Here is a 23,655-nt window from a genome sequence, read left to right as displayed (position 1 = left end):
CTTTTCATTCAAATCACGTTCATTATACCGTAAAAAGAATAGAATTGTCAGACCATTTATCAGAAATTCTTCGCGTTCGGCAAATTATAACCGTATTCTTCAAAGAATTCGTCTTTAAAATCAAGCAGACGATCTTCACGAATCGCTTGACGAACGCCTTCCATCAACTTGACGAGGAAGTGAAGATTGTGTGTCGAACAGAGGTGCAGACCAAATGTTTCTTGCGCCCGGATCAAGTGGTGAATGTAAGCACGTGAGTAATTCTTACACGCATAGCAATCACATTTTTCGTCGAGCGGACGGAAATCACGGGCATACTTGGCATTTCGGACGACGAGGCGTCCGCTTGATGTCATCAAGGTTCCGTTTCGTGCAATCCGTGTCGGTAAGACACAGTCGAACATATCAATCCCGCGAATCGCACCTTCAATCAAGGCGTCCGGTGAACCGACTCCCATCAAGTAACGCGGTTTGTCTTCCGGCATGAGTGGTGTCGTAAAATCAAGTGCGCGGTACATGACGTCTTTCGGTTCTCCAACCGACAATCCACCAACGGCATAGCCCGGGAAATCAAGCGACGCGAGGTCACGTGCACTCTGACGGCGTAAGTCTTCATACTCGCCACCTTGGATGATGCCGAACAACGCTTGATCTTGCGGACGTTCGTGTGCAGCAAGGCAACGTTCCGCCCAACGGCTTGTCCGTTCGACAGATGCTTTCATGTATTCATGAGAAGCCGGGAACGGCGGACATTCGTCAAACGCCATCATGATGTCCGAACCGAGGGCGTTCTGAATCTCCATTGCTTTTTCCGGTGACAGGAACAACTTATCGCCGTTCAAGTGATTGCGGAAATGGACGCCTTCTTCCGTGATGTTACGTAAATCGGCGAGCGAAAAGACTTGGAAACCACCGGAATCGGTTAAAATCGCCCCGTCCCAGTTCATGAATTTGTGCAATCCGCCGGCTTCTTTAATGACATCGTGGCCAGGACGGACCCAGAGATGGTACGTGTTCGAAAGGATGATGTTGGCATTCATATCCTTGATTTGTTCCGGCGCCATCGTCTTGACCGTTGCTTGTGTTCCGACCGGCATGAAGACGGGTGTTTCGAAACTACCGTGCGGCGTATGGACGATTCCTAACCGCGCACCGGATTGTTTACAGGTTTTGATGTGTTCGTAAGTTACTGCATGTTTTGTCATCGGTTTAATTCCTCTCTCGTTAAGAACATTGCGTCTCCGAAACTAAAGAATCGGTATCCTTGCGCAACGGCTTCTTCATAGGCATGTAAGATGTGTTCGCGTGTCGACAACGCGGATACGAGCATGATCAATGTCGACTTGGGTAAGTGGAAGTTCGTGATCAATCCGTCAATTCCTTTGATCTCTTGACCGGGATAGATGAAAATATCCGTCCAACCGGAGGCTTCGACGAAATCACCATGATCCCGAATGACGGTCTCGAGTGTCCGCGTCGATGTCGTTCCGACAGCGATGATCCGGCCGCCGTTCTTACGGGTGTCCCGTAAAATTTGTGCCGACGATTCCGGCAACTCATAGTATTCACTGTGCATCTTGTGGCTGTCGACATCATCGACCGAAACCGGTCGGAACGTGCCGAGTCCGACGTGCAGGGTTAATGGCGCGAGCTTGACCCCTTTGTCCATCAACGCTTGCAACAATTCCGGCGTAAAGTGAAGTCCTGCTGTCGGGGCTGCCGCACTCCCCCGTTCCCGGGCATAGACCGTCTGATAACGGTCCTGGTCTTCCAATTGTTCATGGATGTACGGTGGCAACGGCATCGTTCCCAACTGATCGAGTACTTCGTAAAAGATCCCTGTATAGGAAAACTTCAAGATCCGTCCGCCGTCCTCGAGGGCTTCCATACATTCTGCCCGCAGTAAACCGTCGCCAAATGACAGCACGGTTCCCGGTTTAACCCGTTTCGCAGGTTTCGCGAGGGTCTCCCAAACATCATCACTCGTCTGTTTGAGCAACAACAGTTCAATTTTACCACCCGTCTCTTCCTTGACGCCGAACAAACGGGCCGGTAAGACTTTTGTATCGTTGATGACAAGCGTATCCCCTGCGTTGAAGTGTGACACGATGTCATGGAACTTCTCGTGACGAAGAGCACCCGTCTCCCGGTTGATGACCATCAATTTCGAACTGGTCCGGTCGAGCAGCGGGACTTGAGCAATCTGTTCTTCTGGTAAATGAAAATCAAATAAATTTACATCCATCTTTAATTTCCTTCTTTCAATCCTAAATGTTGCCGTGCAAACGGCGTCAAGACACGTCCGCGTGGTGTCCGTTGTAAAAATCCCTGTTGAAGCAAATACGGTTCGTAGACGTCTTCGATCGTCTGCGCATCCTCACCGATTGTCGCAGCAATCGTCTCAAGACCGACCGGACCACCCGCAAACCGTTCGGCAAGCGAACGTAACAACCGGTGATCAACGTCATCGAGTCCGAGCGCGTCGACATGCAGACGATCCAGCGCACTCGTTGCCAGTGTCGCGTCAATTGCGGTTTGATGGGCGACCTGAGCAAAGTCACGGACCCGCCGTAAGAGACGGTTCGCGACACGGGGTGTCCCACGTGAGCGGAGCGCAATCGCTTCTGCTGCCATCCGGTCCGCTTCAAAGCCAAACAAGCGGGACGTCCGCGTGACGATGGCTGACAATTCCGGCATCGTATAATACTCGAGTTTCAGCGTCACACCAAATCGGTCACGGAGCGGTGCCGATAACATACCGGCCCGCGTCGTTGCGCCGACGAGCGTAAACGGTGGTAAATCAATCCGGACGCTTCGTGCCAGTTCACCTTGACCGATGACGATGTCGAGACAGTAGTCTTCCATCGCCGGATATAAAATTTCTTCAATCGAGCGGCTCAGACGGTGAATCTCATCGATGAACAAGACATCTCCCGGTTCAAGCGAGGAGAGAATGGCTGCCAAATCTCCCGGCCGCTCAATCGCCGGTCCGGCTGTCGTCTTGATCCCGACCCCCATCTCATTGGCGATGATGGTCGCAAGCGTCGTCTTCCCAAGTCCCGGCGGACCATATAACAACACGTGATCCAGCGTTTCCTGACGGATTTTTGCCGCTTGGATGAAGACACTCAAATTGCCCTTCGCCTTTTCTTGACCGATGTACTGATCCAGCGTCTGTGGACGTAAACTCCACTCTTCTTGATCTTCTGCGTGGGCAGATTCTGACAAAATACGCTCTTCCATATCCTCACCTCACATTCAATAACAGCTGTAACGCCCGTTTCACATATTGGTCGGTCGACAGTACTTCGCCTTGGAGCGCTTTTTTGACTTTTTCGACTTCCCGATCGCTGTAACCAAGTGCCGTCAAGGCTTCGCATGCTTCGTTCAACTCGGCGTTTCCTTGCGCAAACAAACCTTCGCTCGGGATATAATCCGGTGCCAGTTCAGCCAATTTGCCTTTTAAATCAAGGGTCATCTGTTTTGCTGTCTTTTTACCGACACCCGGGAACTTAATCAAATAACTTTCCTTTTCCTGTTCAATCGCTTCAACGAGTGCGTCCACGTCTCCGGATGCCACGATGGCAAGTGACCCTTTTGGACCAATGCCGGTCACACCGAGTAATTTCGTGAACAGTGCCCGCTCGCGTCGGGAACGGAATCCGAACAATACTTCCTGATCTTCTCTGACATAATGATACGTATATACGATAACCTGTTCGTCTCCGGTCCGATAAAAAAACGGGTTCGGTGCTACGATTTTGTAGCCAATCCCCCCGACCTCGATCGTCACGAATTCCGCACAGACATAAGCGACTTCGCCGCGTACGAATTCTATCACTTTAGAACGCTCCCATCCATTAACAAACTCTCGTGTTATTGTAGCATATAACGAGGAAGCTCTTCAAAACGTAATTCCGTAAACGTAGCAATCGCGCAATCTAAATAGTCATATGAAAAAGCGAGGATGGTAGATTTTAAATCTACCATCCTCGCCTGTCTAAAACGACTTTTATATGACTTGATTTTAAGAACGTTCGAGCATCCGCTCAAGCGCTAGGACCGCATACCGGGTTGTCTCCGAATCCACTGTGATGATGTTGACCGGCTCTCCTGCTTCGATCTGAACAAGTGACCACGCAAGGTGCGGTAAATCAATCCGGTTCATCGTCAGGCACGGACACATGAAGGGATTCAACGAGACGATATCGAGCTCCGGGTGATCTTTTGCCAAGCGTTGTACCAGATTCATTTCTGTTCCGATCGCCCATTTCGTTCCCGGTTCTGCCTGTTCAATCTGCTGAATGATGTACGCTGTCGAACCGTTCAAATCAGAAGCCGCGACGACTTCAAACGAACATTCCGGATGGACGAGAATCGTCCGATCGGGTTCTGACTTCCGGAATTGCTCGATTTGACCGACGGTGAACTTTTCATGGACCGAACAATGACCCTTCCAAAGGATGACCCGAATCTCGTCATCTGCGCCGTCAAACAACAGCTCATCCGCAATCGGATCCCAGACCGCCATCTGTTCAAGCGGAACGCCCAGTTCATGCGCCGTGTTCCGGCCCAGATGTTGATCCGGCAGGAAAAACAAAATCTCTCGTTCCGCAAGCGCCCATTCGACCATCCGGACGGCATTGGACGAAGTGACGGTCGCGCCACCGTGGCGACCTACAAACGCTTTGATTTCCGCCGTTGAATTGACATACGTCAACGGGAGAATGGAACGTTTGAGACGCTCCGATAAAATCTCATAGGCACGTTCCGTCTGAAAACCATTTGCCATGTCGGCCATCGAACATCCGGCCCGCATATCCGGCAAGACGACCGTGTGGTCACTCGCGGTCAGCATATCTGCCGTCTCCGCCATGAAATGAACGCCGCAAAACACGGTATACTCCGCCGCTGTCATCTTTTTCGCGATCTGCGCGAGCTGAAGCGAATCTCCTGTCGCATCGGCAAACTGGACGACTTCATCTTTTTGATAATGATGGGCCGGTAAAAATAATCGACTGCCCATGCGGGATTTCACACCTTCAATCACAGCAATCAGCTCTGCATCTGATTTCGCCAAATACGTTTTCGGAATGCCGTTATCGGTAAACAAATCAAGCTTCATCTTTTTTTCCTCCTACGATTTTCATACTGATATCCAGTGCGGGCGCTGAATGCGTCAACGCACCAAGCGAGATGTAATCGGCACCGGTCTGACAATAAGCGGGTAACGTGTCGAGGGTAATCCCACCCGACAATTCGACGGTGATGTGAGCCGGTATGCGTTGCCGTAACACCTTGACCTCTTCCGGCGAACGGTTGTCGAGCATGATGATATCCACGTTTGCCGCCACTGCTTCTTCGACTTCATCCGCTGTCTCGACCTCGACCTCGATTGGTGTCGTATGACCAATCTGTCGTTTCGCCCGTTCCACGGCTGCCGTAATCGATCCGGCGACCGTGATGTGATTGTCCTTAATCATGACTGCGTCATCGAGGCGCCCTCGGTGGTTAAATCCTCCACCGATCCGGACGGCATGTTTCTCAAGCATCCGCAATCCGGGTGTCGTCTTCCGGGTGTCTGAGATTCGAACGTGTCCCGCCGCTTGTCGGACCGCCTGATGTGTCAGCGTCGCAATTCCTGATGTGCGTTGAATCAGATTCAAGGCGACCCGTTCGCCCGTCAAGATTGATCGCAAATGTCCGGACCACCGGGCAAGGACTTGTCCCTGTTCAATCGCTTGTCCATCCTTGACTAAAAGCTCCTGCCTCACTCCGAGCAACGCTGCAAGTTCGGTTAAAACGAGCTCGCCGCAAAAGACGCCGGCTTCTTTAGCGATGAATCGTCCGACCCCCTGCTCGTTTCCGGTTAGACACACTTCACTGGTCACATCTTGATGACCGATGTCTTCCGTTAAAAATCCTTCAAGTTGTTGTCGCAGTAACCATTTGTTCATGTACTTGTTCTCCTTTTACGCGTCGGATCGCCCCTTCTAACAACAACCGGGCCGTCCTCGTTTTTAACTGATTGATTTCTGCTTGCCGTCCTGTCCACTGACCGTCTGACGACAGCTCGATTGTTCGCAGGGCATCCTCGAGCAATTTTTCATGCAGATTCACCTGCAGAACCTCAGTCAGCAAGGATTCGACAGCACGGGTTTCGTCGTCCTGTACACGTCTGTTCGGCAATGGTTGTCGCTCCGATAGCTGAAGCTGCTGAGCCAGTTGTTTTCCAACCACAAAACACTCGAGAAGCGAGTTCGAAGCGAGACGGTTTTTCCCGTGCAAACCGGTTGAAGCCGTCTCCCCGACCGCATACAAGCCGGGCACCGTCGTCCGTCCCGTTTGATCCGTCTTGATTCCACCCATCAAGAAATGAACACCTGTCGTCACTTCGACGAGATCAGGCGATATGTTCAATGATTCACATTTTTCAACAAACGTCGGGAATCGTTGATCGATCGCCTGAACCATGGTCGTATTCAAATACACCGGCTCGTTTTTTCTCGTTGCAGTAATGACGGCAGCCACCTCGTCCCGTGCCGCTAAGTCACCTTGCGGATGGTCAGCCATCAATCGTCGACCGTCTGCTGTCATCAAATAAGCCCCGGCTCCCCGTAAGGCTTCTGTGATCAACCCTTGGCTTTTACCGTTATGGACGAGGACCGTTGGATGGTGCTGAATGTATCCTAAGTCGGCCAGTTCGGCTCCCGCTTGGCTGGCAAGTGCTAAACCGTCTCCGGTCAGACTCGGATCGTTCGTCGACGTCAGAAACAAGCCGCCGATCCCTCCCGTCGCCAGAACTACAGCTCGCGCGGAAATCCGCATCGGATTTTCGCCTTGGTATCCAACAGCTCCGACAACCTGTTGACCGTTCATCAACAGCTCCGTCACCACTGTCTCCTCCAAAATCGGGTGCTGCAGTTGTTGCAACAAATGTGTCATCATCCGTTCACCCGTTTGATCGCCGCCGCTGTGGAAAATCCGCGGCAGGCTGTGGGCGCCTTCCCGTCCGAGTGCATAGTGTCCGGATGCGTCCCGATCAAAGGTCACGCCAAACGATTCCAGTTCGGTGATGACATGCCGGCCGGCTTCTGTAATGAACGTGATCATCTCCTCGTCGGTGTGTCCTTTTGCCGCTTGGATCGTATCCGCTTGGTGGGAGAGAGGAGTCTGTTCCAGATAGGCGGACGCAATGCCGCCTTGTGCCCGCATCGAGTTCGTCTCGGTCTTCTTTCCTTTTGAGACGAGCAGGACGTTCATGGACGCCGGGACATGTAAGGCAACCGAAACTGCCGCCAGTCCTGTGCCGATAATTAATAAGTCCACTTCAACTTCTTTATGTAAAGACATTTGTTTTACACCTCTGTATTATTTGTTTACTATTGACTTGACAATAAGTTTGGCATATTTTTAGCTGAGTGACAAGATGAAAGGATACGATAACTGATGATTTATTTGGATCATGCTGCAACGACCCCCATCCATCCGGATGCGTTAGAGCAATACAAAAGAACGGCAGAATCCGCCTATGGCAACAGTTCTTCACTTCATGACGCGGGGGACGATGCTCTCCGATTATTAAATCAAGCCCGTGCTCAACTGCTCGATTGGCTCCAATTGACCGAAGGAAATATCTTATTTACCGGCAGTGGTTCAGAAGCAAACTATATCGCGCTCAGCCATTTGCTTCGTCAAAGTAAGAAGACAACTGTCTTGACACTTGCTTCGGAACACGATTCCGTCCTGCTCCCCTTGAAACGATTGGCCCGTCAAACGGTGACGATCAATTTGTTACCGACAGGAGAATTTGACTGGAACGCCTTTCGTGAGGCCTGTACGGACGACATCGGTGTCGTCTCCGTCCAACACGTCAATTCCGACACCGGTTTTGTGTTTCCGGTCGCCGAGATCGCTGCATTTTGTCGGCAAAACAATATTTTGGTTCATTGTGACGGAGTTCAGGGATTTTTAAAGCAACCCGTCTGTTTAAAAGATGTCGACGCCTATACGATCAGCAGTCATAAAGTCTACGGTCCAAAAGGTCTTGGCGCCGTCTACTTGCGGCGCCCGTTATTCAGTCCGTATTACGAATCCCATCATGAGTTCGGGATTCGTCCCGGCACGGTCGACGTCCCCGGGATCGCCGCATTCTTGATGGCGTGTCAGCGTTACCGCGATGAAAATCAGAAGATCCAGGCATCGAGTAAAAGATTTCGTGGTATGCTAAAAAAAAGACTTCCATCTACTCGGTATCAAATCATTGAATCGCCTCAGCAACTCGACTCGATTTGCGCCATCCGGACAAAACAACGGGATGGTCAATTCGTCCTTCTTGCCCTGAACCGTGCCGGCATTGCCGTCTCGGCAGGAAGCGCTTGTCGGGCAGGTGAAAATGGTCCAAATGCGACGTTACGTGCGATCGGGTACGAAGATTCGGCCGCGCATGGACTCATTCGTCTGAGCTTTGGCCGCACTACCACTACCGAAGAAGTCAATCAGTGTATCGCTGTACTTTGTTCACTGGAGGAATCAGATTAAGAGAAAGGCAGGAGTCGTCATGGAAAGAAGACAGTCCGGAGAAGAACGCCGGCAAGGATTACTGCGGATGATCCAAGAAAATGATCGTCCGGTTACCGGTACACAACTTGCGAAGCAAGCAGGGGTGAGTCGTCAGGTCATCGTCCAAGACTTATCGTTGTTAAAAGCAAAAGGATATCCGGTCGTCGCGACCGCCAGAGGATACTTATTAAATGATCCGGCGCTCGACGGAACCCGTCGGATTCGAAAAGTCGTCTGCCGTCACGGTTACGATCAATTAAAAGCCGAATGTGATGCCATCGTTGATGAAGGGGTCATTTTGCGAGATGTCATCGTCGAACATCCGGTGTACGGGTTTTTGACAGGTGAATTGATGTTGAGAAGCCGGCGGGATGTCCGCGCCTTGATTGAGCGGCTCGAAGAAACACAGGCTACCCCCTTGTCCAGCCTGACAGATGGTGTCCATATCCATACACTCGAAGCCGACAATGAAGAAGCTTTGGACGCAGCGATTGAAGCCCTTGACCGGTTAGGTATCCTCGTTTCAGAACTGGATGTCTGATCTTAGTTCATGTATTCCGTGCAAATGCGCATATCAAAAAAGGTCCATCCCGTTTTTTACGGAATGGACCTTTTTTATGGTTTCAATTAGACGGACTCATCGATCGGCTCAACAGGTGGTTCATCCAAAAATGTTGCCAAGACCGTTCGAACACGACGATTCTCGACGTGTAAGACAGTCAAGGTGACTTGTCGATAAACCATCTGCGTTCCCTCTTCCGGAATATGACCGACATCTTCCATAATCCATCCGCCAAGTGATTGCGCTTCTGTTTCCGGCATCGTCAGACCAAATTGATGACAAAAGTCTTCAATATCATATTCAGCGAGACACTCGTAACGATTCGTTCCGACTTGTTTCGTGTACTCCAGGGATTCATCGTGTTCATCCCAAATTTCACCAACCAGCTCTTCGAGGATGTCCTCGAGCGTGATGAGTCCGGCCGTCCCGCCAAACTCGTCCAGTACAACCGCCATATGGGACTGCTTTACCTTTAACTCGGGCAAAAGATCCATGATATGCGTTTGTGGAACGACAAATGAGACAGGCCGAATCAGCTCTCGAATCTCCACCCGTCCGTGTTTTACGAATTCACGTAAAAAATCACGTTCGGATAAGACACCGATGATGTGATCGATGGAATCTTTATAGACCGGCAAGCGTGAAAAGCCACCCTTTTGGACTTCTTGTAAGATGTCATCAAAACTCGCATCAATATCGATCGCCTGAATGTCCGTTCGGGGTGTCAACGCTTCCTCGACCGTGACATTCTTGAAATCGACAGCACGATGAACGATTTCGGCACTGGCTTGATTCATGATCCCTTCTTCTTCACTGATATCAACGAGCGCACGGAGTTCTTGTTCCGTGACGAGTGGTCCTTTCGGATCGGCACCAATCAGCACTAATGCTGCTTGTCGCAACTTCAGGAATACAAAAATGAAGGGTTTGAAGACGACCAAACAGAGATGAAGCGGACTGCTGATCCAAAATACATACGTTTCCGCATGTTCTCGCGCATACGATTTGGGAATTAACTCCCCAAACAACAATATGAACAAAAACGTCAGGAAAATGATGCTGATTTGCATCAATAAATCCGTCGACAAGGACATCGCCAACCACCCGCCGATCATCGCTACACCTAGATTCGACAGTGTATTTCCAATCAGGATGGCGGTGAGCGTCTCCTCATAACGTTGTAACAGACGGAGTGCTTGTGTCGCACGTGCGTTGCCCTCTTCCGACTGATGTAAGATCCGTAACCGATTCGCACTAGATAAGGCTGTTTCAGAAGACGAAAAGAATGCTGAAATAACTAGTAAGACGAAGAACCAGATGAACTGAATCGCGGGAAGTGGGTCCACGATGCTCTCACACTCCATTTCTCAAATAATCTTGTTTGACCGTTTCGATTAGAACGACGACTCGATGAATTCGAATTCGAAGTCACGGATTCGAACGACGTCGCCGTCAATCGCACCCATTTTACGAAGCTCTTCGTCGACACCCATTTGACGCAACGTCCGCGCAAAACGTTTGATCGACTCTTCACGCATGAAGTTTGTCATCGTAAACAGTTTCTCAATCCGTGGTCCTTTGATGACGAAGCAATCATCTTCATCTTTCGAGATCGTAAATCCAGCTTCCGGTGCTTCATATCCGTAGACGACACGTGGTGTCGCTGTTTTCTCTTCGAGCTCTTCCAGACCGAATTCAGGCGTCGCATCCACAAGATCTGCAATCCGGAATAAGAGGTCCCGTAACCCTTGACGCGTCGCAGCTGAAATCGCGAATACTTCCAAGTCAGGGAATGCTTCCTTGAAGGCTTCCAGATTGGCTTCTGCATCCGGCATATCCATTTTGTTTGCGACGACGACTTGTGGTCGTTCTGTCAAACGCAGGTTATAGTCGGCAAGCTCTTTATTGATGATGTTGTAATCGTCAATCGGATCGCGGCCTTCCATCCCGCTCATATCGATGACGTGGACGATGACTTTTGTCCGTTCGACGTGACGTAAGAATTGGTGACCAAGACCAACCCCTTCGCTTGCGCCTTCAATCAGACCCGGTAGATCGGCCATGACGAAGCTCCGGCTGTCTTCTGTTTCGACCACTCCGATGTTTGGTGTGATTGTCGTGAAGTGATACGCTCCGATTTTCGGGCGCGCCGCTGAGACGATCGAAAGCATCGTTGATTTCCCGACACTCGGGAATCCGACGAGTCCGACATCCGCCAGCATTTTCAATTCGAGTTTCAAATACTTCTCTTCACCTGGTTCCCCGTTTTCCGCATGTTCCGGAGCCGGGTTGGCTGGTGTCGCGAAACGTGAGTTCCCACGTCCTCCGCGTCCGCCTTTTGCGACGATCGCTTGTTGTCCGTGGTGGACGAGATCGGCGATGACTGCATCCGTATCGTCATCATACACGACCGTACCTGGTGGAACCTTGACGACGAGATGCTCGGCTTTACGACCGTGCATTCCTTTCGACATCCCGTTTTCACCTTGGACGGCTTTGAAGTGACGTTTGTAACGGAAATCCATCAAGGTCCGGAGTCCTTCATCCACTTCGAGAACGACGTGAGCACCGTGCCCGCCATCTCCTCCGGCAGGACCACCGTCTGGAACATATTTTTCACGACGGAACGCAACTTGTCCGCGTCCTCCATCTCCTGCTTTTACATAAATATTTACCTGATCGACAAACATGTCAGATCCCTCCTATTACTGTTCTTCCTCTACAGGAAGACTTTCGATTTCGATCACACACTCATGTTCCGTCTGTGACTCGATCTCCATCGGCGTCACTAGATCTTTAAGGCGCGACATATCTAGTAGATCCCGATAGATCTCGATGGTCACGCCCTCATGAAAGGTTACGGATACTTCTCCATTTCCCACTTCTATCATGTCAAGCGCAGCTTCAATGACGGTCGCAAGACGCGAATCATCGATCTGCTTTGGTTTCTCAATCACATCATATTCGACAGTTAAACCTGTCCAATCCGCTCGTTGCAGTGTGAGCGCTGTTTTCGGCAATTCAATCAAGGAGAGTCGTCCTTCTCGTGACGCTTGCTCCCGGTAGACTGAACAGATCGATTCAACAGCCGCCTCGTCACCCATCGCGCTGTATGAACGAACGAGTTGCAATCGATTCAACCATTCGTGACGAAGTGACTTCAAAAGATCCAGTACCTGCTCATCCTTCATCAGTCGTTCCCTCCTAAAAAAAACAGACCCTAACCCCTGAAAGTGGCTAGAGTCTGCTTCATCGATCACTTATGCTGGGTAAACGCTGACTTGTTTTTTGTCGCGTCCGAGACGTTCGAAACGAACGACACCAGTTGCAGTTGCGAAAAGTGTATCATCGCCACCACGTCCGACGTTCATACCTGGGTGAATCTTCGTACCGCGTTGGCGGTAGAGGATTGAACCAGCAGAAACAGTTTGACCGTCTGCACGTTTCGCCCCAAGGCGTTTCGATTGCGAGTCACGACCGTTCTTTGTCGAACCTACCCCTTTTTTCGATGCGAAGAACTGAAGATTAAGTTTCAACATGTGGAATCCACCTCCTATATTTGTTCAAGTTGGATATACTCACCGTAACTTTCAGCGATGGTTCCGAGTTGGACCAATGTCGCTTCCAGTAACAATTGGGTGCGTTCGCTGACTTCCGGTGCTAAATCAGCATACGGTTCTACATAAAAGTAGCCACCTTCTTGTTGTTCTGCCATTTCAAGGAGCAGGACCTGCCCGAGGAGTGATTCGATGGCATTGTATGCCCCGAAGATCACACTTGATGTGCCGGCACAGACTAAATCCAAACCAGGCTCAGCAAATTCGGCATGTCCTGTCACTTCGATGGAGCGGATTAACTCCGCTTCATCTCGTCGAATCTTGACACGTATCATGGCTTACGCTTCGATTTTCTCGATGCGGACCTTCGTGTAAGGTTGACGGTGACCTTGCTTACGACGGTAGTTCTTTTTAGCTTTCATTTTGAAGACAGTGATCTTTTTCGCGCGAGCGTGTTTGATGACCGTTGCTACGACCTTCGCACCTTCTACGAGTGGAGCGCCGACTTTAACATCGTCACCACCAAGGATCAAGACTTCACCGAATTCTACTGTGCTGTCGACGTCTGCGTTTAATTTCTCAACGTAGATTTCTTGGCCAGCTTCGACTTTAACTTGTTTACCACCAGTTTTAATAATTGCGTACATTACGTGCACCTCCTCTTAGGAACTCAGACTCGCCATCACGGGCAGCGTATGCTTTATGACCCGGTCTGTGCGGTTGTAGTCATTTGGGTGCTTCCAAACGAACTAACGTTATTCAGAATACCAAACGATGTTGACTGTTGTCAATAACGTTCTGTCAGGATTCTGATTGTCTTTTGACGAAATCGTCACAGTCGGCTTTTGTGCCTGTAAACAAAATACCTGTTTCCCCTTCCACAAGCACAAGTTCGACCGGACTTTCTTGAAGGAAAAGTGGACTGAGCGAATCGAGTGGTGCCCGTACGACGGCGGCTTCTGCATAGGTCGCAATTTCGAGCAGCTTCGGTTCGAGTTGCCGGTGAATCGCAATCCGGGACGGTTTTCCTTGCTCGAGCGATCGTTCGAGTAAGGACTTCCCATGGCGTTGCCGTGTCAGTTCACATAATCCCATCTTCGTAAATCCATGGATTTCAATCTGTTTCGACTCATGCGCCGCCCGTTCTTTTAACAGTTGCGTCACACGGGTCTGTCCTTTACTCGACCCCCGCAGGAAATCGACGGCAATCATGCCGCTGATGTTCCGCAGACGCAGTTGACGCATGATTTCCACCGCTGCTGCTTCGTTGATCTGATCAAACGTCCGTTTTTGTTCTTTAACAGAAATCGTCTTGCCGCTGTTGATGTCGATGACCGTCATCGTCTCCACTTCTTCAATCAGCAGGTAAGCGCCGCCCTCTAACCACACGACTTTATCCAACGCCTTGTCAATCGCCCGGTCGACTTGCTCCATCGCCGGGAGACGTCCTTTCATGACCGGCCGTTCGACACGCAAGCCCATCTGTTCGAGCCGTTCCTTATCGATCCGGCTCGTCACGAGCGCTTCTTCGACATGTGCCAGCCGTTTTGCTTCCTGCACGATCAACGACTCATCCTGCTCAAGCGTCATCTGCTCGACCATCTTCCCGTGACGCGCACGCAACTGTTTCAGTTCGGCTTCAAGGACCGTCCCTTCCGCTTGTGCCGATTCCGTCCGGTAGAGAAGGCCTTCCGTCTCATCCAGTGTCACTCGTTTCGCCAACTGCTGCTGGACGACTACATCCAGCTTCCGGCTGAAACGGACACGCCGCCCGTATGGGAAGTAGACAAGAAAACGTCCGCCATAGGTGATGTTTTGTGTCACCTTATGCTGTTTTGGTGCCGCTCCTTCTTTGACGACTTGGACGAGTAGTGTCTGTCCGACCTGAACCGCCTGTCCGATCGTCGGCACGTCCGGATAACGCCGCAAGGCTTCCAGCGTCTCATTGATCGGTAAATAAAGCGGGGTGCCGTCAGTCGCCACTAAGAACGCCGCACCGAGCGTCGGATGTAACCGATCGACTTTTGCGTGAAGCAACGTCCCGACGCGGATCTCATCGCGCATCCGTTCATGGTATTCGACGACACGCCCGCCTTCCACTAAGGCGACCCGTTCCAAGGACGGGGTTTGTTCACTAATCCATTTCATCTCGATTCCTCCATGAAAAATAGACTAGAAGCATAAAAGCCCTTCTAGTCTATTTTCCCCTTCTTATTTCATGCCAAGCATTTTTTTCAGTTTAACGAAAAATCCTTTTTGAGGCTGCTCCATGATATCAAGCAGCGGTACCGATTCTCCAAGAATCCGGCGGGTGATGTTCCGGTAACCGAGACCTGCCCGATTATCCGGGTTCATCGTCACCGGTACACCGCGGTGCGATGCGGCGATGACTTCTTCGTCATCAACGATCAATCCGAGGAGGTCAATCGATAAAATACGCATGATTTCATCAATGTCGAGCATGTCGCCGGACGCCATCATGTGTGAGCGAACCCGGTTGACCACCAGTTTCGGAACGATTTTCCGCTCTGATCGTTCGAGCATCCCGATGATCCGGTCTGCATCCTGAACCGCTGCTTTTTCCGGCGTCGTGACGATGACGGCTTCATCCGCTCCCGCGATCGCATTCATGAATCCTTGCTCGATGCCGGCCGGGCAATCAATCAGGACAAAATCATACTCCAACTTCAGTGTATCAATGATCGCCTTTACCTGTTCCGGTGTGACGGATGACTTATCCTTGGACTGGGCAGCAGGTAACAGGTACATCTCTTCAAAACGTTTATCACGAACGAGGGCTTGATGCAATTTACATTGTCCTGTCACGACGTCAACGATGTTATAGATACTGCGGTTATCCAGTCCGAGTACGATATCCAGATTCCGAAGACCGATATCTGTATCGACAAGGCAAACCGAATGTCCCATCAGCGCAAGCGCTGTACCGATGTTCGCCGTCGTCGTCGTTTTACCGACGCCACCTTTACCAGATGTGACGACGATGGCACGACCCACATGCGTCGCCGCATCTCTATGTACCTGTTCTTTCACTTGTTCCATATCTGTCACCCTCTTTCACTATCAATCGCAAACTGATCCATCCGCGCGAGCGGAACGGTCTGAAGACGGGAAAATTCAACCCCGGTGTCTCCTACAAAAGCACAACCCATTTCTAGCGCTTTTACCGGCGCATCATCCGGATCTTCATAAACGAAGTCGGAAATGGAAATCCATTTGGGTTGTAAGATACTTGCGGCAATCACCGCTTGCTGATTTCCGCCTTTCCCTGCGTGAACGGTTCCCCGTAACGCGCCGAGACAATAAATACTGCCGGTCGCATGTACGACGGCACCCGGATTGATGTCACCGATGACGACGATTGATCCTTCGACATCGACGACATGACCGCTGCGGGCGGTTCCGCCAAAGTAATGAAACGTTCGTTCGCCGTAGAGCGCCTTCGCTTCATCTTTGGTCAGACAATCACTGTCATAACCGTTAAACGAAAATGAATCATGACGCGCAACAATGGATTCGACGGCCGTCACAACGCCTTCGTCGACATACCGTCGACCGAAGAAGAAGGTAATCGGCACGGCGCGTCCGTTCTCGACGGATTTGTCGGCAAGCGTCAATTCTAAATCGTCAAGAAATTCATCCACACTGCACCTTTCATTTACATAGACGGCGAGGCCACCACGATGACCTTTCATCGTTACATAACGCTTACGCTCAATCATGACTCATCCTCTTTTCTCATCAAATGTGGATTGCACCAGACGCGTCATCGGATAATACAACACGATGATTCCAATCAACTGGGCAATGAGACTCCTTGGAATGATTTGTGTCGCCAGCTCCTTGAAGGGAACCTCGACACCGACGACCGAAGCCGTAAAGAAATAGATATCCAGTTCAAACAAAATAGCGCTGAACGTAAAGGTGACGATAATCGTTAATACGTTCTCCTTTACATATTTTAGCACGAAGCTACTAAAAAGCGGAATGGCTGATAGTGCAAATAAATAAATTCCGATGATATCCGAGTAGACGAAATCATACAACAGACCAAATAACAGACCAAAACCAAGTGCCTGTTCGATTCTGCCGTATCGTCCCAAGAACATCAGCGCAATCAGCGTCACGTGCACGGCATACGGAGAACCGTCTCCGAGCGGACCCGCAAACAGCGTCCCTTCCAAGATAAAAAGAAGGAACACGGCGAAAAACAACTTGATGTTATTCACTAGTGTCCCCTCCCTTGTCGGTCTCAGCGAAAGGTTCCTTCGCTTCGCGTTGAATCACGAAAACGTGACCAAACTGTTCGAAGTCTGCTGCCGGTTTGACGTATGCAATTTTCGAAGCACCGTATTGATCCGATTTCACCTGTTCGATCTTCCCAACGACGATTCCGCTTGGATATTTACCGCCAAGTCCAGAAGTCGTCACCGTCTGACCTTTTTTTAATTTGGCATCGTTTGGAATCTTCGTGAACTTCAACAGATTCGTTTCTTCATCAAATCCTTCGATCGTTCCGAATACCCCTTTGCCTTTTGTATCATCCGCAACAGCGGAGACGTTGTTCGTCCGGCTTGTATCAGACAGTAGTTGCACGAGCGACGTGTAGGCACTCGTCTGAATGACGCGACCGATCAGTCCGTCTGCTGTCACGACTGCCATATCGGCTTTGACACCTTGTTCTTTTCCGATGTTGACCGTGACGAATCGTTGCCATTCGGATGACGTCCGACCGATCATTTCTGCCGGAAGTAATGTATAGTCACGAATCGAACCTTTTAAGTTCAACATGTCTTTTAATTCTTCATTTTCACGTTCCAAGTCACGGACCTTGACGGAATTTCCCGCATAGTCCCCCAGTCGTGATTTTAAATACTCATTTTCCTTATACACATCGCGCACTTCTTTAACCGAAGTGACCGTATCATCAATCCAGCCAATCGGTGTCGCAAACAGACGTTGCCCGACCCCCACCGTATCGCGGACAAAACTTTGATACCAGTGGGTTTGGTTACGTCCCTGAAGCGAAATCCCGATTAAAATCACCAAAAGGAGAAAACTAAGGAGTGTGATGAGCAGTTTTCGATTATTTAAAAATCGCTTCATCGCTCATCCCGTCCTTATCTTTTTTGTGAGATGCCTGATTTCGAACGCAATACATTCATCATCTCCAGTGATTTACCTGTACCGATTGCGACACAATCGAGCGCGTTTTCCGCAACGAGTGTCAAGATGCGTGTCTCGTCTTCAATGACTGAATCCAAGTTTTTCAGGAGGGCACCGCCACCTGTCAAGACGATTCCGCGATCCATGACATCCGCTGACAATTCCGGCGGTGTCTGTTCCAGCGTATGTTTGACGCCTGCTAAAATCGCATCCACCGTATCGGATAACGCGTCGCAAATTTCTGCACTTGTCACTTCAATCTGCTTCGGAAGTCCTGTGACAAGGTCACGTCCACGAATTTCCATCGTTTCGTTTTCTGACTCTTCATCGATACGGGCATAACCGATCGTCATTTTCAACGTCTCTGCCGTCCGCTCTCCGATCATCAGGTTGTATTTTGATTTGATGTAACGAATGATCGACTCGTCCATTTCATCTCCACCGACACGAATCGATTGGCTCGTCACGATCCCACCAAGTGAAATGACAGCGACTTCTGTTGTACCGCCACCGATGTCGACGACCATGGATCCGGTTGGTTCTGAAACCGGGAGACCGGCTCCGATTGCTGCTGCGAACGGTTCTTCGATCGTATACGCTTCACGCGCTCCAGCAAGTTTCGCTGCATCTTCAACCGCCCGTTTTTCGACCGATGTGATACCGCTTGGTACACAGATCATGACGTTCGTTTTTGATGAGAACAATCCTTTTTTCTTTGTTGCTTGGTCCATGAAGTATTTGATCATCGTAGCCGTTGTTTCATAATCGGCGATAACCCCATCTTTCATCGGGCGTCGTGCCGTCACGTTCCCCGGTGTCCGTCCAATCATGTTCTTCGCAGCATTACCAACTGCTTCAATCTTTCCTGTATCCGTACGGAATGCGACAACGGAAGGTTCGCGCACGACGATTCCTTGCCCCTTCACATAAACGAGCGTGTTTGCCGTACCTAAGTCAATGCCGATTTCACGGCTAAATGATCCAAACATTATTCAAAAAACCCCTCTCTGAGAATACACTTCACTAATTATAACGGAAAAGCCTTCCTTGGAAAGCGTTAAAACGTTACAGCTTGTTTACAGTTCATTTATTGATTCATAAGAAAAAACGCCTGAGGTCGGGAAACAGACTTCCCCCTCAGACGTTATTCTTACATAAATCCCCGCTGTTTCATACTAATAAATTGTCCATGCCCGATGACGAGGTGATCGATGCAGCTGATTCCGATCAATCTTCCGGCCTCGACCATCCGCTCCGACACCTCGATATCTTCCCGGCTTGGTGTCGGGTCACCCGATGGATGATTATGGACGGCAATGAAGCTTGCCGCCGAACAGCGGATGGCTTCGCGGAAAATATCGCGGGGATGGACGATCGACGTATTGAGACCGCCGATAAACAGCGTTTTTTTGGAAATGACTTCGTTTTTCGTGTTCAAATACAGACAGATGAAATGTTCCTGTTGATACAGGCGCATCTCCTCCATCAATAATTCTGCCGCATCATCCGGTGAACGAACGACCGGGCGAACCCACTTCGGTTCGGTGACGAGCCGGCGTCCGAGCTCAAGCCCGGCCATGATTTGCAACGCTTTGGCTTTTCCGACACCGGGTGCTTTCTCAAGCCCGCCGACACCCGCCGCCTCGAGTTCGATCAAGGACGGGTAGATGTCGAGCAGTTCTTCCGCGATTTCGAGCGGTCCCCGGTTCCGGGTGCCGCTTCGAACGAGACACGCCAACAATTCGACCGTCGTCGCCTGTGCCAACCCTTTGAGTTGAACCATATCCTTTGGCCATTCAATCACTACATCCGACCTTTCTGACGAGGAATTACGCAAACATCGGTTTGATTCCCAGCGTATCGAGACGACGGCTGATTGGATTAATCGGTAAGCCGACGACATTATAATAATCGCCGTCAATCGCCTCAACGAACAGTCCGCCGATGCCTTGGATGCCGTATCCACCGGCCTTGTCATACGGTTCATCGGTCGCGACGTACGACAGCATCCAACTTTCCGGAATCGTACAAAAACGGACTTTTGTCGTCACGGTGAACGTCTCTTCCCGCTCGTCCGTTAAAATCGTCACCCCGGTCACGACTTCATGTGTCCGCCCGGACAACAACCGTAGCATCTCAAGGGCAGCTGTCCGGTCCGCCGGTTTTTCAAGGATCCGGTGATCCAGTGATACAACCGTATCCGCAGCCAAGATCACTTCACCGGGTTGTGCCACAGCGCGTGCCTTTTTTTGTGACAAATACATCACGTAATCCTCGGAAGACATCGGATAAGGGGCTTCTTCCAGTACATCGGCCGGCCGCACCGTATGCGGTACACCGATCTGTCGTAATAGTTCAGTCCGTCTCGGAGACGCGGAAGCCAGAATCAAGTGGTGTTGCGTTAACATCAGTATCACGCTCTTTTCGTATTTTTTCGACCTGCCTTGTTGCAATCAACTTCCAGTATAACGAAAAACAAGTGCTTCTCCGAGAAGGAGAAACACTTGCCTCGTCTTTAGTTACCTGTGACATCGACAAAGGGATCGGATTTTGGTGTCGTCTCCTGTAACGGCGTCTTCTTATCCGGAATCAATTGCGTCAAATCCGGACGGTAGTAACTTTCGATTTCGACCGTAAACGACATCATCTCGTCCTCTAAGACGATCGTCTGACTACCTGCACCTGGTTCATCCGGACCTGTCAGCTGAATCTGCCGTAAAATCGTGATCCGGTCCGTTCGTTCGATTTGCTTCAGGAACGCCATCAATTCAAGATACGACGGCGCCTCCACGGTCAAAGAAGCCGGCAAAGCGGTTGCAGTCGTCGCCGCGACCGGCGTCTCTGCCGTCTCGGCAGCTTCCGTTTCCGATTCCGTCGCCATCGCCCCGTCAACGACTGGCGTCGACTGGACGGGTGATGCTGGTGTTTCAGCCCCTGCCGCACCAAATGTAATGGCTTGTACTTTCACACCGGCAATCTGGCTCGCTGCATTGATGGCATCGAGGACATCATCATTCGCCGGCAAGACCGGGACTTGTTTCTGGAGGAAACTCGACTCCGCGACATCGACTTTCTGCTCGTTCGCCTTCGCGGCTTCGAGTGCCATCTGTTCCCGTTCGAGCGTCGCTTCCGTTCGATTCAGTTCTTGATACGTCGTATATGTCGTATAACCAAAGTAGGATAGACCACCGACGACAAGTAAAATCGTCACGGCCAGAAGTATGAAACCACTATACCGTTTCAATTTTCTTCCACCTCCTCTACTTCAGTCGAGACGACTTCGCCCGGTTCCGGGTCCGTCGTTTCCGGAACGACCTCATCTGAGTTCGACTCCGGCTCGACTGCCGGATCCGTCGTACCGTCTTCTTTTGGAGCATCCGGATCGGCTTGATTCGTTTCGCCCTTGATGACCTCCGCCGGGACGACCGTCAACGTAAATTGACCGATGTAACGGGGTTCTTCCGTCTCCGTGTCATCCGATGGTGTGATCGTCGTCGTCGGAATTTCTTCGCCGGTCGTCGGATCGACTGTCGTCGACGTGACGACCTCCGCCTCTTCGTTCATCGTTTTAGTCGTCACACTCGTCAACGTGATACCCGTAAAGGCCGTATCCGTCAACAATTGACGGTAAAATCCGTTTAGTTCGTCCAGTGTCTCGAACTGGGCATTCATCGTCACCGTATGATCTGCCGCGTAGGCGAACTGCAGGATGTATCCCCGCTCCGGCAAGTACCGGGTAATCCGTTCGAGTGCCGGGACAGCCGGACGTGGAGTCGCTTCAAGGTCATCGACCGTCTGTTTCAATTGCGCGACTTCTTGCTTCGCGGACTGCGCCGATTCGGACTGGAGCGTCCGGACGATTTGAATTTGATTGTTCGCTGTTTCCATCCGGTCCGCAAATTGATCGGTCTGCCAGTAGAGATACCCACCGATCATTCCGCCAAACAGCAGCAAGACCAATGAAGCGACCAGCGGAAACTTCGGCGCGACGTCACTGTCCGGCAACAGATTGATCCGGTCTTTATGGACCGTCGCGAGACCGACAAGCGGCAGATAAGCTTTTGGAACCGGTTGACCAGTCAGCTCAAGCGTATCCGGGACTTGCTCGAGCCTTAGATCAAAGTTTGCTTCAAACCGGCGGACCAGTTCCTCTTGAAACGGGAAGTCTCCCGTCAACATGACCCGGCTGATTTCCCGCCCGTCCCGTGCTAACGAAAAACGATAAAAATCAAGTACACGTGAAAATTCGAGCAACATTTCTTCTAAAATCATTTCGACGTTCGCATCGTCCGATCGATACCGATAATGCAAGCGGTCGTCGATGACATCCACGTCCCAGGCATTCGAGACAAACGTATCGACGGAACGAATCAAACGCGGAACTTTGTCCTCGATGATGATCAATTGATGATTCGTCGCATTAACGTTCCAGATCAGCAGATTGCTGTCCGCTTCGACCTCATAAAGCGAGTCGAGACCAAAAAATGTCGCGAGCGGTTGCGGCTCAGCCGCGACCAGCCGGAGATGTTTTTGTTTGAACAACTCCATATATTGTTTTAACGCTTCGTTTGGAGCGGCATACAACATGATTTCCCGTTTACCGTCTTCTTCCAGTAACGTGTAATCGAAATATGGTTCTTCAAACGGCAGGACGATACTGTGTCCAAGTTCCATGAACAAGTACCCGCGAATCTGATTCGTCTCGATCGTCTCGGGAATTTCGAGTTTCCGGGCGAGGACAAGCGAACCGTCGAGTGCCAAGACCGCTTGGGAACCGCGGGGTACCTTCAACTTGGCGAGCAAGCTGTCAAAAATCAAATCAAGCGAAGCTTCCGGCTGTAACCATCCGCCCTGGAGAGTCCCCGGTGGAAGCGAGACGACGGCACGGCGTTTGATGACACCTTTTTTGACGACCGCTCCGAAAATCCCGACATCCGTAAAATTAAAGTATATATATGTACCTCTGCGCCTAGCTTGCGGCATATGTAGATTCTTCCTTTCCTAGAGGAACAGATCGAGATAAAGCTTTATCCAATCGTCCGCAAAGTAATATGTCAGTAGTGTCCCGATGGCGATCGACGGCACAAACGGTATCGGTTGTTTCCGCTGGACCCGTTTTAATCCAAGCAACGTCAGTCCGATGATCGAGCCGACAAAAGCAGAGACGAACAACGCAATCACGACATCTAACGGTCCTAAAAAAATACCGAGCAATCCAAATAGTTTTACGTCACCAGCCCCCATCCCTTGGCGTGACGCAAGAAAGATCACGAACAATAGAAAGAAGCCGACAAATCCGCCAATAATTGGATTATACCAGTTCTCAAGGGGAGAAAGGTAGCGAACAATCAGACTAATCGGTAAAAAGAATAATAAGATTTTATTCGGAATCAACATATAGGCAAGATCGGACATGACGAGGATGCTAAGCAGACTCGTCAACAGAATCGACAGAACAAACTGCATCGACCAGCCGAACTGATAAAAGGCGTAGGCATACAGGATTCCACCGAGTAATTCGAGCGCCGGATACTTGATCGATATCGGCAGCTGACACGTCCGGCATTTGCCGCGCAAAACGAGATAGCCGATCACCGGCGTCAACTCGAGCGGACCCAGAACATGCCCGCAGTTCGGACAATGTGACCGTGGACGGACAACCGATTCCCCGACCGGCACCCGTAAACCGACGACATTCGTAAATGAGGTCACGAGCATCCCGATCAGGAAAAAATAAACCGTAAAGATGACAGCCATCGTGCATTTCCTCCTTAAAAAAGTTCAGAAAAA

Annotated in this window: 26 protein-coding genes and 1 other annotated feature; of the genes, 2 read left to right on the top strand and 24 right to left on the bottom strand. The window is 50.5% G+C overall.

Translation table 11 applies throughout. The features are described 5' to 3' along the window. Window positions 1-59: 59 nt before the first annotated feature. From tgt to KNP87_RS00695, 7 genes are all read right to left on the bottom strand, one after another. Window positions 60-1,205 carry a tRNA guanosine(34) transglycosylase Tgt gene (gene tgt / locus KNP87_RS00725; RefSeq protein ID WP_014970892.1) on the bottom strand — a complete coding sequence of 382 codons (1,146 nt, stop codon included), beginning with the start codon at window positions 1,203-1,205 and terminating at the stop codon, window positions 60-62. Next, complete coding sequence (queA, locus tag KNP87_RS00720) at window positions 1,202-2,245, bottom strand: tRNA preQ1(34) S-adenosylmethionine ribosyltransferase-isomerase QueA (protein ID WP_214720571.1); 1,044 nt, start codon at window positions 2,243-2,245, stop codon at window positions 1,202-1,204. The genes tgt and queA overlap by 4 nt, the downstream gene beginning before the upstream one ends. Window positions 2,246-2,247: 2 nt before the next feature. Further along, window positions 2,248-3,243 (bottom strand): Holliday junction branch migration DNA helicase RuvB, encoded by a 996-nt coding sequence (gene ruvB, locus KNP87_RS00715; protein WP_026832440.1) that lies wholly within the window; start codon window positions 3,241-3,243, stop codon window positions 2,248-2,250. Between the two features lie 4 nt (window positions 3,244-3,247). Next, a complete protein-coding gene (gene ruvA, locus KNP87_RS00710) occupies window positions 3,248-3,841 on the bottom strand; it encodes a Holliday junction branch migration protein RuvA (RefSeq protein ID WP_026827827.1) in 594 nt (197 codons plus the stop codon). A gap of 186 nt (window positions 3,842-4,027) precedes the next feature. Further along, window positions 4,028-5,125 carry a quinolinate synthase NadA gene (nadA, locus tag KNP87_RS00705; RefSeq protein ID WP_214720570.1) on the bottom strand — a complete coding sequence of 366 codons (1,098 nt, stop codon included), beginning with the start codon at window positions 5,123-5,125 and terminating at the stop codon, window positions 4,028-4,030. Further along, entirely contained in the window at window positions 5,115-5,957 is an 843-nt protein-coding gene (gene nadC, locus KNP87_RS00700) for a carboxylating nicotinate-nucleotide diphosphorylase (RefSeq protein ID WP_214720569.1), read from the bottom strand. The genes nadA and nadC overlap by 11 nt, the downstream gene beginning before the upstream one ends. Then, window positions 5,926-7,353, bottom strand: coding sequence for an L-aspartate oxidase (locus KNP87_RS00695; protein WP_214720568.1), 1,428 nt, complete (start codon window positions 7,351-7,353; stop codon window positions 5,926-5,928). The genes nadC and KNP87_RS00695 overlap by 32 nt, the downstream gene beginning before the upstream one ends. A 96-nt stretch (window positions 7,354-7,449) precedes the next feature. Between KNP87_RS00695 and KNP87_RS00690 the strand changes: the two genes are divergently transcribed. Both KNP87_RS00690 and KNP87_RS00685 read left to right on the top strand, forming a co-directional pair. Further along, the gene (locus KNP87_RS00690) at window positions 7,450-8,541 is read left to right on the top strand and encodes a cysteine desulfurase family protein (protein ID WP_214720567.1); all 1,092 of its coding nucleotides are present in this window, start codon (window positions 7,450-7,452) and stop codon (window positions 8,539-8,541) included. 19 nt (window positions 8,542-8,560) lie between these two features. Further along, the gene (locus KNP87_RS00685) at window positions 8,561-9,103 is read left to right on the top strand and encodes a transcription repressor NadR (protein WP_119923259.1); all 543 of its coding nucleotides are present in this window, start codon (window positions 8,561-8,563) and stop codon (window positions 9,101-9,103) included. Window positions 9,104-9,189: 86 nt separating this feature from the next. Here KNP87_RS00685 and KNP87_RS00680 read toward each other — a convergent pair whose 3' ends face one another. From KNP87_RS00680 to KNP87_RS00600, 17 genes are all read right to left on the bottom strand, one after another. After that, entirely contained in the window at window positions 9,190-10,470 is a 1,281-nt protein-coding gene (locus KNP87_RS00680) for a hemolysin family protein (RefSeq protein WP_214720566.1), read from the bottom strand. Between the two features lie 48 nt (window positions 10,471-10,518). Next, window positions 10,519-11,814, bottom strand: a complete 1,296-nt coding sequence (obgE, locus tag KNP87_RS00675) for a GTPase ObgE (protein ID WP_026832433.1) — start codon at window positions 11,812-11,814, stop codon at window positions 10,519-10,521. A gap of 15 nt (window positions 11,815-11,829) precedes the next feature. Then, window positions 11,830-12,315, bottom strand: coding sequence for a Spo0B domain-containing protein (locus KNP87_RS00670; protein ID WP_026832432.1), 486 nt, complete (start codon window positions 12,313-12,315; stop codon window positions 11,830-11,832). Between the two features lie 69 nt (window positions 12,316-12,384). Beyond that, on the bottom strand, window positions 12,385-12,663 hold the full coding sequence (gene rpmA / locus KNP87_RS00665; RefSeq protein WP_012370976.1) for a 50S ribosomal protein L27: 279 nt from the start codon (window positions 12,661-12,663) through the stop codon (window positions 12,385-12,387). Window positions 12,664-12,677: 14 nt separating this feature from the next. Then, window positions 12,678-13,016, bottom strand: coding sequence for a ribosomal-processing cysteine protease Prp (locus KNP87_RS00660; RefSeq protein WP_214720565.1), 339 nt, complete (start codon window positions 13,014-13,016; stop codon window positions 12,678-12,680). Between the two features lie 3 nt (window positions 13,017-13,019). Beyond that, window positions 13,020-13,328 carry a 50S ribosomal protein L21 gene (rplU, locus tag KNP87_RS00655; protein WP_012370978.1) on the bottom strand — a complete coding sequence of 103 codons (309 nt, stop codon included), beginning with the start codon at window positions 13,326-13,328 and terminating at the stop codon, window positions 13,020-13,022. Window positions 13,329-13,343: 15 nt separating this feature from the next. Next, window positions 13,344-13,413 (bottom strand) — a sequence feature (ribosomal protein L21 leader region). Between the two features lie 69 nt (window positions 13,414-13,482). Then, window positions 13,483-14,829, bottom strand: a complete 1,347-nt coding sequence (locus KNP87_RS00650) for a ribonuclease E/G (protein WP_119923261.1) — start codon at window positions 14,827-14,829, stop codon at window positions 13,483-13,485. A gap of 63 nt (window positions 14,830-14,892) precedes the next feature. Continuing rightward, window positions 14,893-15,696 carry a septum site-determining protein MinD gene (minD, locus tag KNP87_RS00645; protein WP_026832429.1) on the bottom strand — a complete coding sequence of 268 codons (804 nt, stop codon included), beginning with the start codon at window positions 15,694-15,696 and terminating at the stop codon, window positions 14,893-14,895. Window positions 15,697-15,746: 50 nt separating this feature from the next. Then, on the bottom strand, window positions 15,747-16,421 hold the full coding sequence (locus tag KNP87_RS00640) for a septum site-determining protein MinC (protein ID WP_028105921.1): 675 nt from the start codon (window positions 16,419-16,421) through the stop codon (window positions 15,747-15,749). Between the two features lie 3 nt (window positions 16,422-16,424). Then, the gene (gene mreD, locus KNP87_RS00635; protein ID WP_026832427.1) at window positions 16,425-16,928 is read right to left on the bottom strand and encodes a rod shape-determining protein MreD; all 504 of its coding nucleotides are present in this window, start codon (window positions 16,926-16,928) and stop codon (window positions 16,425-16,427) included. Then, window positions 16,921-17,805, bottom strand: a complete 885-nt coding sequence (gene mreC, locus KNP87_RS00630; RefSeq protein WP_026832426.1) for a rod shape-determining protein MreC — start codon at window positions 17,803-17,805, stop codon at window positions 16,921-16,923. The genes mreD and mreC overlap by 8 nt, the downstream gene beginning before the upstream one ends. Before the next feature lie 14 nt (window positions 17,806-17,819). After that, window positions 17,820-18,854, bottom strand: a complete 1,035-nt coding sequence (locus tag KNP87_RS00625; RefSeq protein WP_026832425.1) for a rod shape-determining protein — start codon at window positions 18,852-18,854, stop codon at window positions 17,820-17,822. 161 nt (window positions 18,855-19,015) lie between these two features. Then, complete coding sequence (gene radC / locus KNP87_RS00620; protein WP_174544507.1) at window positions 19,016-19,648, bottom strand: RadC family protein; 633 nt, start codon at window positions 19,646-19,648, stop codon at window positions 19,016-19,018. Between the two features lie 46 nt (window positions 19,649-19,694). Continuing rightward, window positions 19,695-20,273 (bottom strand): Maf family protein, encoded by a 579-nt coding sequence (locus tag KNP87_RS00615; protein WP_214720564.1) that lies wholly within the window; start codon window positions 20,271-20,273, stop codon window positions 19,695-19,697. Between the two features lie 107 nt (window positions 20,274-20,380). Continuing rightward, the gene (locus tag KNP87_RS00610) at window positions 20,381-21,109 is read right to left on the bottom strand and encodes a hypothetical protein (RefSeq protein ID WP_028105919.1); all 729 of its coding nucleotides are present in this window, start codon (window positions 21,107-21,109) and stop codon (window positions 20,381-20,383) included. Continuing rightward, window positions 21,106-22,848, bottom strand: coding sequence for a type IV pilus biogenesis protein PilM (locus tag KNP87_RS00605; protein WP_214720563.1), 1,743 nt, complete (start codon window positions 22,846-22,848; stop codon window positions 21,106-21,108). The genes KNP87_RS00610 and KNP87_RS00605 overlap by 4 nt, the downstream gene beginning before the upstream one ends. Window positions 22,849-22,866: 18 nt before the next feature. Further along, a complete protein-coding gene (locus KNP87_RS00600) occupies window positions 22,867-23,622 on the bottom strand; it encodes a prepilin peptidase (RefSeq protein WP_214720562.1) in 756 nt (251 codons plus the stop codon). Between the last annotated feature and the right edge of the window lie 33 nt (window positions 23,623-23,655).

Source organism: Exiguobacterium sp. s192, assembly GCF_018618795.1.
Taxonomy (GTDB): domain Bacteria; phylum Bacillota; class Bacilli; order Exiguobacteriales; family Exiguobacteriaceae; genus Exiguobacterium_A; species Exiguobacterium_A undae.
This window is presented reverse-complemented; position numbering and strand designations above follow the sequence as displayed.

Excerpts from the sequence above, each read along its gene's own strand:
- ruvB (WP_026832440.1), bottom strand. The coding sequence starts at position 3,243 with ATGGAAGAGCGTATTTTGTCAGAATCTGCCCACGCAGAAGATCAAGAA.
- radC (WP_174544507.1), bottom strand. The coding sequence starts at position 19,648 with ATGGTTCAACTCAAAGGGTTGGCACAGGCGACGACGGTCGAATTGTTG.
- KNP87_RS00640 (WP_028105921.1), bottom strand. The coding sequence starts at position 16,421 with ATGATTGAGCGTAAGCGTTATGTAACGATGAAAGGTCATCGTGGTGGC.
- KNP87_RS00605 (WP_214720563.1), bottom strand. The coding sequence starts at position 22,848 with ATGCCGCAAGCTAGGCGCAGAGGTACATATATATACTTTAATTTTACG.
- KNP87_RS00670 (WP_026832432.1), bottom strand. The coding sequence starts at position 12,315 with ATGAAGGATGAGCAGGTACTGGATCTTTTGAAGTCACTTCGTCACGAA.
- KNP87_RS00695 (WP_214720568.1), bottom strand. The coding sequence starts at position 7,353 with ATGTCTTTACATAAAGAAGTTGAAGTGGACTTATTAATTATCGGCACA.
- KNP87_RS00685 (WP_119923259.1), top strand. The coding sequence starts at position 8,561 with ATGGAAAGAAGACAGTCCGGAGAAGAACGCCGGCAAGGATTACTGCGG.
- KNP87_RS00650 (WP_119923261.1), bottom strand. The coding sequence starts at position 14,829 with ATGAAATGGATTAGTGAACAAACCCCGTCCTTGGAACGGGTCGCCTTA.
- KNP87_RS00615 (WP_214720564.1), bottom strand. The coding sequence starts at position 20,273 with ATGTTAACGCAACACCACTTGATTCTGGCTTCCGCGTCTCCGAGACGG.
- KNP87_RS00690 (WP_214720567.1), top strand. The coding sequence starts at position 7,450 with ATGATTTATTTGGATCATGCTGCAACGACCCCCATCCATCCGGATGCG.
- mreC (WP_026832426.1), bottom strand. The coding sequence starts at position 17,805 with ATGAAGCGATTTTTAAATAATCGAAAACTGCTCATCACACTCCTTAGT.
- obgE (WP_026832433.1), bottom strand. The coding sequence starts at position 11,814 with ATGTTTGTCGATCAGGTAAATATTTATGTAAAAGCAGGAGATGGAGGA.
- rpmA (WP_012370976.1), bottom strand. The coding sequence starts at position 12,663 with ATGTTGAAACTTAATCTTCAGTTCTTCGCATCGAAAAAAGGGGTAGGT.
- tgt (WP_014970892.1), bottom strand. The coding sequence starts at position 1,205 with ATGACAAAACATGCAGTAACTTACGAACACATCAAAACCTGTAAACAA.
- rplU (WP_012370978.1), bottom strand. The coding sequence starts at position 13,328 with ATGTACGCAATTATTAAAACTGGTGGTAAACAAGTTAAAGTCGAAGCT.
- KNP87_RS00625 (WP_026832425.1), bottom strand. The coding sequence starts at position 18,854 with ATGTTTGGATCATTTAGCCGTGAAATCGGCATTGACTTAGGTACGGCA.
- KNP87_RS00660 (WP_214720565.1), bottom strand. The coding sequence starts at position 13,016 with ATGATACGTGTCAAGATTCGACGAGATGAAGCGGAGTTAATCCGCTCC.
- nadA (WP_214720570.1), bottom strand. The coding sequence starts at position 5,125 with ATGAAGCTTGATTTGTTTACCGATAACGGCATTCCGAAAACGTATTTG.
- nadC (WP_214720569.1), bottom strand. The coding sequence starts at position 5,957 with ATGAACAAATGGTTACTGCGACAACAACTTGAAGGATTTTTAACGGAA.
- queA (WP_214720571.1), bottom strand. The coding sequence starts at position 2,245 with ATGGATGTAAATTTATTTGATTTTCATTTACCAGAAGAACAGATTGCT.
- KNP87_RS00600 (WP_214720562.1), bottom strand. The coding sequence starts at position 23,622 with ATGGCTGTCATCTTTACGGTTTATTTTTTCCTGATCGGGATGCTCGTG.